This window comes from Streptomyces sp. NPDC002896 (assembly GCF_040295225.1).
Lineage (GTDB): Bacteria > Actinomycetota > Actinomycetes > Streptomycetales > Streptomycetaceae > Streptomyces.
In genome coordinates, this window is record NZ_JBEOVA010000025.1 from 131,192 (window position 1) to 139,294 (window position 8,103).

9 protein-coding genes and 1 pseudogene are annotated in these 8,103 nt (G+C 69.0%); 3 read left to right on the forward strand and 7 right to left on the reverse strand.

What is annotated here, in order from left to right:
- Positions 1 to 16 precede the first annotated feature (16 nt).
- Positions 17 to 346, forward strand: a complete 330-nt coding sequence (locus tag ABT009_RS34745) for a hypothetical protein (RefSeq protein WP_351304268.1) — start codon at positions 17 to 19, stop codon at positions 344 to 346.
- A 160-nt stretch (positions 347 to 506) separates the two neighbouring features.
- A complete protein-coding gene (locus ABT009_RS34750) occupies positions 507 to 1,766 on the forward strand; it encodes a metal-dependent hydrolase family protein (protein ID WP_351304270.1) in 1,260 nt (419 codons plus the stop codon).
- A 226-nt stretch (positions 1,767 to 1,992) separates the two neighbouring features.
- Here the strand turns inward: ABT009_RS34750 and ABT009_RS34755 are convergent, their stop codons facing one another.
- The 6 genes from ABT009_RS34755 to ABT009_RS34780 form a co-directional block, all read right to left on the reverse strand.
- A complete protein-coding gene (locus ABT009_RS34755; RefSeq protein ID WP_351304273.1) occupies positions 1,993 to 2,127 on the reverse strand; it encodes a hypothetical protein in 135 nt (44 codons plus the stop codon).
- A gap of 84 nt (positions 2,128 to 2,211) precedes the next feature.
- On the reverse strand, positions 2,212 to 2,967 hold the full coding sequence (locus tag ABT009_RS34760) for an SDR family NAD(P)-dependent oxidoreductase (protein ID WP_351304276.1): 756 nt from the start codon (positions 2,965 to 2,967) through the stop codon (positions 2,212 to 2,214).
- A 141-nt stretch (positions 2,968 to 3,108) separates the two neighbouring features.
- Positions 3,109 to 3,450, reverse strand: coding sequence for a hypothetical protein (locus tag ABT009_RS34765; protein ID WP_351304278.1), 342 nt, complete (start codon positions 3,448 to 3,450; stop codon positions 3,109 to 3,111).
- A gap of 14 nt (positions 3,451 to 3,464) precedes the next feature.
- Entirely contained in the window at positions 3,465 to 4,754 is a 1,290-nt protein-coding gene (locus ABT009_RS34770; protein WP_351304281.1) for an aromatic ring-hydroxylating oxygenase subunit alpha, read from the reverse strand.
- 65 nt (positions 4,755 to 4,819) lie between these two features.
- Positions 4,820 to 6,010, reverse strand: coding sequence for a CaiB/BaiF CoA transferase family protein (locus ABT009_RS34775; RefSeq protein ID WP_351304284.1), 1,191 nt, complete (start codon positions 6,008 to 6,010; stop codon positions 4,820 to 4,822).
- Positions 6,011 to 6,014: 4 nt separating this feature from the next.
- Positions 6,015 to 6,872, reverse strand: a complete 858-nt coding sequence (locus ABT009_RS34780; protein ID WP_351304287.1) for an enoyl-CoA hydratase/isomerase family protein — start codon at positions 6,870 to 6,872, stop codon at positions 6,015 to 6,017.
- 115 nt (positions 6,873 to 6,987) lie between these two features.
- Between ABT009_RS34780 and ABT009_RS34785 the strand changes: the two genes are divergently transcribed.
- Positions 6,988 to 7,962 (forward strand): TIGR03621 family F420-dependent LLM class oxidoreductase, encoded by a 975-nt coding sequence (locus tag ABT009_RS34785; RefSeq protein ID WP_351304290.1) that lies wholly within the window; start codon positions 6,988 to 6,990, stop codon positions 7,960 to 7,962.
- A 57-nt stretch (positions 7,963 to 8,019) separates the two neighbouring features.
- Here ABT009_RS34785 and ABT009_RS34790 read toward each other — a convergent pair.
- A pseudogene (locus ABT009_RS34790) lies at positions 8,020 to 8,103 on the reverse strand (transposase); the annotation flags it as partial.

Here is an 8,103-nt window from a genome sequence, read left to right on the forward strand (position 1 = left end):
CGAGGAGACGCGAACCATGGCCAACATCTTCCCGCCCGAATTCGCCGATCTCGAGCCGTTCGCGGACTGGGCGATCCCGACCGAGCGTGCGCGCTACGCCAAGCGCATCTCCAGCACCATGGAGGAGCTCGACACCTTCTACAACGCCGCCTTCCCGCACCTGGAGTCCGGCACGTCCTACCTCGAGAAGGTCGAGATGGAGAACATCTCCGAGGAGGACAAGCACCTGCTGTGGCTGTTCTGTGCACTGGTGACCGTCGCCTTCCCGGTGGAGGCGTGGCGTCAGCCCAAGGTCCCCGACGCAGGCGCCTCGAGCATCGACGCGATCCTCGAACCCGCCGTCTGACGCCTTGGTCCGCCGGGCCCCGGCCTGCCCCGAGGGGCCCGGCGACCCACGCACCGCCGCCGACCCCGAAGAGCGAGCCGAGGGCCTGCCGGCCGGCGGCTTCGATCGACCTGTCGGCCGGCGGACGTCCCCTTGGCCGACCGACCGAAGGAGCCGCTCGATGGCACGTCCCCGCACACCGCAACCGCCCGTCCTCCTGCGCGCCGCCCGCCTGCTCGACGTCGACAAGGGCGAGTACGTCCAGCCGGGGGAGCTCCTGATCGAAGGGGAGCGCATCGTCGAGGTCGCACCCACCTCGGTACCCAAGGACGCCGTGGTGCTCGATCTCGGCGACCTCACCCTGCTCCCGGGGCTGATGGACATGGAGGTCAACCTGCTCCTCGGCGGCCCCGACCACCGCAGCCCCCTCAACCCGGTACAGGACGATCCCGCCGTACGCACCCTGCGCGCCGTCGCCAATGCGCGCCGGACACTCCGGTCCGGATTCACGACGGTGCGGAACCTCGGCCTGTTCGTGCAGACCGGTGGACTCCTCCTGGACGTGGCCCTGAAGAAGGCCATCGACCTCGGCTGGATCGACGGCCCACGGGTGGTGCCCGCAGGCCACGCCATCACGCCCACCGGCGGGCACCTCGACCCGACCATGTTCCAGGCGTTCGCGCCGCACATCATGGAGCTGAGCGTCGAGGAGGGCATCGCCAACGGGGTCAGCGAGGTGCGCAAGGCCGTGCGCTACCAGATCAAACACGGCGCGCAGGTCATCAAGGTCTGCGCCTCCAACGGAGTCATGTCGCATACAGGGCCCGCCGGCGCCCAGCAGTACTCCGACGAGGAGCTGCGGGCGATCGTCGACGAGGCCCACCGCGCGGGCCTCAAGGTGGCCGCCCACTGCATGGGCGACACGGCCATCCGTTCCGCGCTCGACGCGGGCATCGACTGCATCGAGCACGGCTCCCTCGCCAGCGACGAAACCCTCGACCTGATGGTCGAGCGAGGAACCTTCCTCGTCGCGACCACCTACCTCACCGAGGGCATGGACGTCTCGCACGCGGCACCCGAGCTGCAGGCCAAGGCCGCCGACGTCTTCCCGCGCTCGCGGGCCACGATCGGCAAGGCCATCGAGCGCGGGGTACGCATCGCCTGCGGCACGGACGCGCCCGCGATCCCGCACGGCAGGGGTGCCAAGGAGCTGATCGCCCTCGTCGCCCGCGGCATGGCGCCCCTGCAGGCGATCCGGGCGGCCACGACCGTCGCCGCCGAGCTCATCGACGCCGACGACCGGGGCCGCCTCGAGGCCGGCCTGCTCGCCGACGTCATCGCCGTTCCCGGCGACCCGCTGGCGGACATCGGCGTGACCGAGGACGTGCGGTTCGTGATGAAGGGTGGTCAGGTGTACCGCCACGAAGAAGCGTCACGCTGAACCCGCGGCCGTGGCGGCCGAGCACCCCTGACCTCGGGAAACGCCCAGCGCCGGCGTTCCCCGAGGTCAGGGGTGCTCGGCTCGTGGGGTGTCTGCAGGAGGTCGGGACCGTGTTCAGGGCCGGGTGTGGCCCGGCTGCGAGCGATCGCTCCCCGCCGCCACGTCTTCGCCAAGTACCCATCGGTGAGGTGCGCTTCGTCGAGGTGGCGGCGTTGGCCAGCTGACGCTAGTGCTGCAGCAACTTCATCTCGACGGCACGCCGGGGCCCGATGGACTGGGAGAGGAGAACAGTGGTGCCCGCTCCTGGCATCATGCCGAGGCGGGCATGGGTGTCGGCGAAGCGGGCGCGCTCCGATGCCACCAGGAACCGGAGCAGAACGCGGAGGCGGCGCCGATCAGGATCACGGCGTCGACGTCCGGGTCTGCCCCGGCGGCGGTGATGGCGTCAGGTGTTGCGCCCGCCGTTGACGCCGATGACCTGCCCGGTGATGTAACCCGCCTCTTCGGAGACCAGGAAGGCGCAGGCGGCCGCGATGTCCTCGGGCCGGCCCGGGCGCCGTACCGGCGTGAGTTCGGCATGGTGGTCGACCGAGCCGCCGATCAGGCCCTTGCGCTCCGAGTCGCGCAGCATCGGGGTGTCCACGAAGCCGGGCGGGATCGTGTTGACCGTGACGCCCTGCGGGCCGAACTCGAGGGCCAGGCACTTGGTGAGGCCGACGAGACCGGACTTGGCCGCCACGTAGTGAGCCATGTACGGCTGTCCCGAGTGGAAGCTGGAGGACGAGATGTTCACGATCCGACCCCAGCCGGCCTCGATCATGTCGGGCAGGGCGGCCTGGCACAGGTAGAAGGGACCGCTCAGGTTCACGGCGAGCTGCTGGTCCCACTGCTCGTCGCCGATCTTCAAGAACGCCCTCGTTCCGGTCACTCCGGCGTTGTTGACGAGGGCGAGCACGGGCCCGAGCGTGTCACGCACCCGCTGGACGGCGGCGTTCACCTGGGCCCGGTCGGACACGTCCACCCCGCCGAAGGCGACCGCCTCGTGTCCCTTCTCGCGGCACTCCGCGGCCACCTTCTCGGCTCCCTCCGCGTCGAGGTCGAGGACGGCGGTGGCGAAACCGTCCTCGGCGAGGCGCAGTGCGATGGCCCGCCCGATGCCGGACGCGCCACCGGTGACGAGCGCGGTGCGGCGGCGGCTCATGCGATCGCCTCCCTGTCCGCCGGCGACGTGCGGTGTATGAGCCGGGACGACTTCTCGGCATGGGCCACGCCCGTGCTGTCCATCGCTCCTCCTGTTTCTGGTCGGACGGTCAGACGGTCAGACGGCCAGAGGTCAGGCGCGTCAGACGGCCGGCTCGGCGACGGTGTCGAAGAACGCCGAGCCCGAGTCGGGGATGCGAGGCTGCTTGAAGACGTTCACCGCGTACGACACCAGGACCAGCGAGTAGAGCAGGCGCAGCAGCCGCGTGGCGTCCTCGGGCAGGGCGTTCAGGTCGAGGGCCTTGAGGTAGTCGATCGCCTCCTCGGCCCGCGGGGTGATGGCGTCGTAGAACTCGACCAGTTCCTCGAAGGGCTTCGACAGGCGCATGTCGTACCGCTCCTGACGGGTGGGCAGCGCCCAGTCGGCCACGTACGGTTCGAGGTCGCGGAATGCTTCGGGCAGGGTAGCCGCGGCGGTTGTCATCGGTGTCCTTCCTCCTACTTCTCGCCCGACTGGTGGGCGTCCACCGCGTCGCGGATGACCTTGTGGAAATTGCGGATGAGCAGCTCCTGGTCGGACAGGTGGAACTGCTGGTTGGCGCGGGTCGCCAGCGCCGAGTGGGTCGCCTCCACGGTGTTGGAGTCCTGCATGGCGAACTCGATGGTGCTGTCGGCGACCAGCTCCTGGGCGATCCGCTCCTGGGCGTTCTTCGGCGGCGCGAAGTAGATGTCGAGCTCGTAGCTGTGCGAGTCGACCGCTTCGGGCCAGTACTGGTAGGTGATGTAGAAGTTCCGCGCCCAGATCTGGACCGAGAAGTTCGGGAACAGCCAGAACGAGTCGTTGCCCCAGGACCGGATGTCGCCCTTGTTCAGCGCCTCGGGCAGCGGGCCGACGTCCGGGACGTCGTCCGGCCCGAACAGGCCGGCGCGGAAGAGGCGGTAGATCCACTTCTGGCTGCGCTCCGCCGGCCCCAGCTCGCCCGGCCCGCGCGGCGGCAGCGGCTTCGGGCCCGGCACGGAGGTGAGCATGTGCGGGTCGAAGATGTCGTAGTGGTAGGCGTCGACCGGCGGGACCATCTTCTCGGCCTTGCTCACGTCGGGGTCGATGAACCGGGCGTGCACGTACGGCGGGTGGTACCACTCGAGGACGGCGTCGATGGACAGCTTCCAGTTGCCCTTGATGCGGGTCCGGTAGCCGAAGTGCTGGGTCATCTCGCCGAACGGGTAGCTCTCCAGCTCCAGCAGGCGCTCACCGAGGAAGCTGCGCAGGGGCTCGGCGTCCTTGCCGAAGTTGACGAAGATGAAGCCGGCGAACACCTCGCAGTGCAGCGGCGGCATGCGCAGGCCGCTCTTGTCGAGGTCGAAGAACTGGTCCTCGTTGGTGATGTGGGCGACCTTGCCGTCGAGCCCATAGCGCCAGCCGTGGTACTTGCAGGTGAAGGCGCGGCACGTGCCCTGGCTCTCCTCCTGCGGGTGCTCCTGCCAGACGAGCTTGTTGCCGCGGTGGGCGCAGACGTTATGCAGGGCCCTCACGGTGTCGTCCGTGGAGCGGACGACGACGATCGAGCCGAGGCCGGGAAGGTCCCGGGTGAAGTAGCTGCCCCGCTTGGGCAGTTGCTCGATCCGCCCGACCTTGAGCCAGGACCGCCGGAAGACGGCCTCCCGCTCGGCCTCGAAGAACTCCTGGGAGATCGAGTCCTCGTAGTCCACCGGGGCGGTGCCGAGCTCAGGGAAGTTGGGGGTGAACTTCCCCTTCCCGGTGGCCAGCCGTTCCTGAATACCGGTCATGCCTGAAGCCCTTCTCTCTTCCCTGTGGCATAAGAGTTCTCATATACAGAGAATGGCATTTTCACTCAGAGTACCCCGTCGTCCCGCAGCCGCGCTATGTCCTCGGGCGATCGGTGCAGAATCCCGTCGAGCACCGCGTCGGTATCAGCGCCGAGCGCCGGCCCCAGCCAGCGGATCTCGCCCGGAGTCTCGGAAAGCGCAGGCAGCACTCCGGGTACGGCCAGGGGGCCGATCCGTGAGTCGTGGAGCCGGATGGTGCCGCGGTGGGCGTACTGGGGATCCTCGAAGATGTCGGCGATCGAGTTGAGCGGCCCGGCTGGGACCTGCGCTGCCCGGCACCGGTCGAGGACCTCCTGCCGGGGGAGTGACCCGACCCATGCGCCCACCAGCGCGTTGACCTCGTCCCGCGCCGCGAGCCTGGCCTCCTTGGGGCCGAACCGGTCGTCCGCCGCCAGCTCCGGCCGGTCCATGGCCCGGGCCAGCCGGGCGAACATGTCGTCGTGGGAGCAGGCGATGGCGATCCAGCGGTCGTCCTTGGTGCGGTAGTGGCTGTGCGGGACGACGTTCACTGTGTCGGCGCCCATCCGCTCCCGTACGTAGCCGTACTGCTGGTAGGCAGGCACCAGTTCGTCGAGCAGGCGGAAGATCGTCTCGTACAGCGCGAGGTCCACGCACTGGCCCCTGCCGGTGGAATCCCGGGCCCGCAGGGCCAACAGGACGCCGATGACGCCGTACAGGCCGGTGGTGTAGTCGGCCAGCGATGTGGAGCCGGGGGTCACCGGCGGTCCGTCGGGTTCCCCGGCGAGGTAGGCCAGGCCGGAGAAGGCGTGGGCGATGCGGGCGAAGCCGGGCAGGTCGCGGTAGGGACCGGACTGCCCGTAGGCGGACACCCGCAGCAGGATCGTGCGCGGGTTCAGTGCCTGGATCTCCTCCCAGCCGAGCCCCCACCGCTCCATCACCCCGGGCCGGAAGTTCTCGATCACCACGTCGGCGCCGGCGATGAGCTCCCGCAGCAGCTGCCTGCCGCGTTCGTCGCCGAGGTCGAGCGTCACGGACCGCTTGTTGCGGCTCTCGCTGAGCCAGACCAGGGTGTCCCCGCAGTCCGTGTCGGTGCCGAAGCGGCGCAGATGGTCCCCGGCACCGGGCCGCTCCACCTTGATCACCTCGGCGCCGAACTCACCGAGCACGGTGGCGCAGAACGGCCCGGCGATGAAGTTGCCCAGGTCCAGGACCCTGATGCCTTCGAGTGCCTGCACGGGCTCAGTCCGACCAGGGCCGGTCGTCCCATGCGCGGTCGAGCGGCTCCATCTCCCCGCCGAAGGGGAAGAATGCGCGCTGGGCGTAGGTCTCGCGGGCCAGGCCGTGGCCGAGCTCGTTCAGGAAGGTCCGCTTGAGTTCCTGGGTGAACAGCTGGCGGGTGTAGCGCAGCACGAGCGGGGGCCGCTTCGCCAGTTCGCGGGCCAGCTCCCAGGCGCGGTCGAGGAGTTGCTCCTTGGGAAGCACCTCGGCGACGGCGCCCCACTCCAGTGCCTCCTGGGCGCTGAGCTTCTTGCCGGTCAGCAGCAGGTAGCGGCCGCGGTTGTGGCCCACGAGAAAGTTCCAGATGACGTGCTGGCCGTCGCCGGGCACCTGGCCGCGAGGGAAGTGCGAGACGTCCTGGAACCAGGCGTCGTCGGACGCGAGGACGATGTCGCCCATCAGCGGGACCTCGGAGTGGATGTTGCACGGGCCGTTGACCGCGCTGATCATCGGCACGTCCACGTCGAGGACGTTGAAGATGAGATTGCGGCTGTACCAGGCCTTCTCGTCCAGCTTGTTGAGGCCCCGCTCGTCCGGCATGAGCTGGTATATCGGCCTCTCCGGGGAGTTGCCGTCCGGCAGCCGTCCCCAGTCGGCGTTGTAGTTCTCGCCGGTGCCGGTGTGGATCAGGACCTTGATCTCGCGGTCGCCCGCAATGTCCGCGAAGACGTTGGCCATGTCGTCGTGCGCCTTCCAGTCCCACACCAGACTCTTGCCGTTGGTGTGGCACTGCATGAACAGGATGCCCTCCTCACTCAGCTCGAAGCGGTAGTTGGCATACCGGTTCTCGTACTCCGCGAACCTCGTCCTCTTGGCCACCCTGGTGCCCCTTCGGCGTACGACGTGAGTAGAACGTGTCCTGTCCATTAGAAGAACGCCATATCCAGCAGTCAAGCCCTGCGTTTTCGATTGGTGTATGTGATATTTTCAGCGGATGCAGACGACGACCGTGCGTCCGTTCCGTTTCGCCGTGCAGGCGACCAAGGCGAAGTCGGCCGCCCAGTGGCGCGACCTGGCCCGGAAGGTCGAGGACCTGGGGTTCTCCACCCTCTTCACGGCCGACCACTACCTGGGCCCGGGCCCGGCGAGCCGCGAGGCGAGCCAGGTCCCGCAGCACCTCGCGCCGATCGCGGCCATGGCGACCGCCGCGGCGGTCACGCACACGCTGCGCGTCGGCTGCCGGGTCTTCTGCGTCGACTACCACGTCCCGGCCGTGCTCGCGAAGGAGGCGGCCACCATCGACCTGCTCTCCGACGGACGGCTCGAGTTCGGCATCGGAGGAGGGTGGAGCGAGCCCGAGTACCGGGCGATGGGGCTCGACTTCGCCCCGGCCCCCCAGCGCGTCACGAAGCTGGAGGAGGTGGTCGCGTTCGTCAAGGCCCACTGGTCGGGTCAGGAGCTCGACACCAAGGGTCAGTTCGTCAATGTCACGGGCTATGCCGGCCTGCCGCTCCCCGCGCAGCGCCCACACCCCCCGATCATGATCGGCGGCGGCCGCAAACGCGTACTGTCCCTGGCCGCCCGCGAGGCGGACATCGTGAGCATCAACAACGTGCCGTTCCAGCCGGTGAACTCCGACGGGCTCTCGCCCCGGGAGGAGGCCACGCGTCGGCTCGGGTATGTCCGGGAGGCGGCCGGCGACCGGTTCGGCGCCTTCGACATCGAGAGCTCTCCGTACTTCACGGAGGTCACCCATGACCGGCAGGCCGCCGTCGACCGGGTGGCGAAGCTGATGCGGGTCCCCTCCGAGGGGCTGCTCGACCACCCCAACGTACTGGTCGGGTCGGCCGAGGAGATCGCTGAGCGCCTCCAGGAGCGCCGCGAGCAACTCGGCGTCAACTACGTCACTGTCCAGCAGTCGCAGATCGACAGCTTCGCTCCGATCGCCGCGCGCCTGAGCGGCCACTAGGGGGACGGCGCACGCAGTCGTGGGCGGGTCGTCGCTTCAGCATGATCTAGTGCCGCATCAAGCAACGTTCGCCCTGTCGATGACCTCGCGGAGCCGCTCGTCGGCGGCGTGCTTGTTCCGCCAGATGATGTAGCGGCGGAT

What these genes read in the sequence shown, in the direction of transcription:
- ABT009_RS34785 (WP_351304290.1), top strand. Translation starts at nt 6,988, where the DNA reads ATGCAGACGACGACCGTGCGTCCGTTCCGTTTCGCCGTGCAGGCGACC.
- ABT009_RS34750 (WP_351304270.1), top strand. Translation starts at nt 507, where the DNA reads ATGGCACGTCCCCGCACACCGCAACCGCCCGTCCTCCTGCGCGCCGCC.
- ABT009_RS34745 (WP_351304268.1), top strand. Translation starts at nt 17, where the DNA reads ATGGCCAACATCTTCCCGCCCGAATTCGCCGATCTCGAGCCGTTCGCG.
- ABT009_RS34760 (WP_351304276.1), bottom strand. Translation starts at nt 2,967, where the DNA reads ATGAGCCGCCGCCGCACCGCGCTCGTCACCGGTGGCGCGTCCGGCATC.
- ABT009_RS34770 (WP_351304281.1), bottom strand. Translation starts at nt 4,754, where the DNA reads ATGACCGGTATTCAGGAACGGCTGGCCACCGGGAAGGGGAAGTTCACC.
- ABT009_RS34765 (WP_351304278.1), bottom strand. Translation starts at nt 3,450, where the DNA reads ATGACAACCGCCGCGGCTACCCTGCCCGAAGCATTCCGCGACCTCGAA.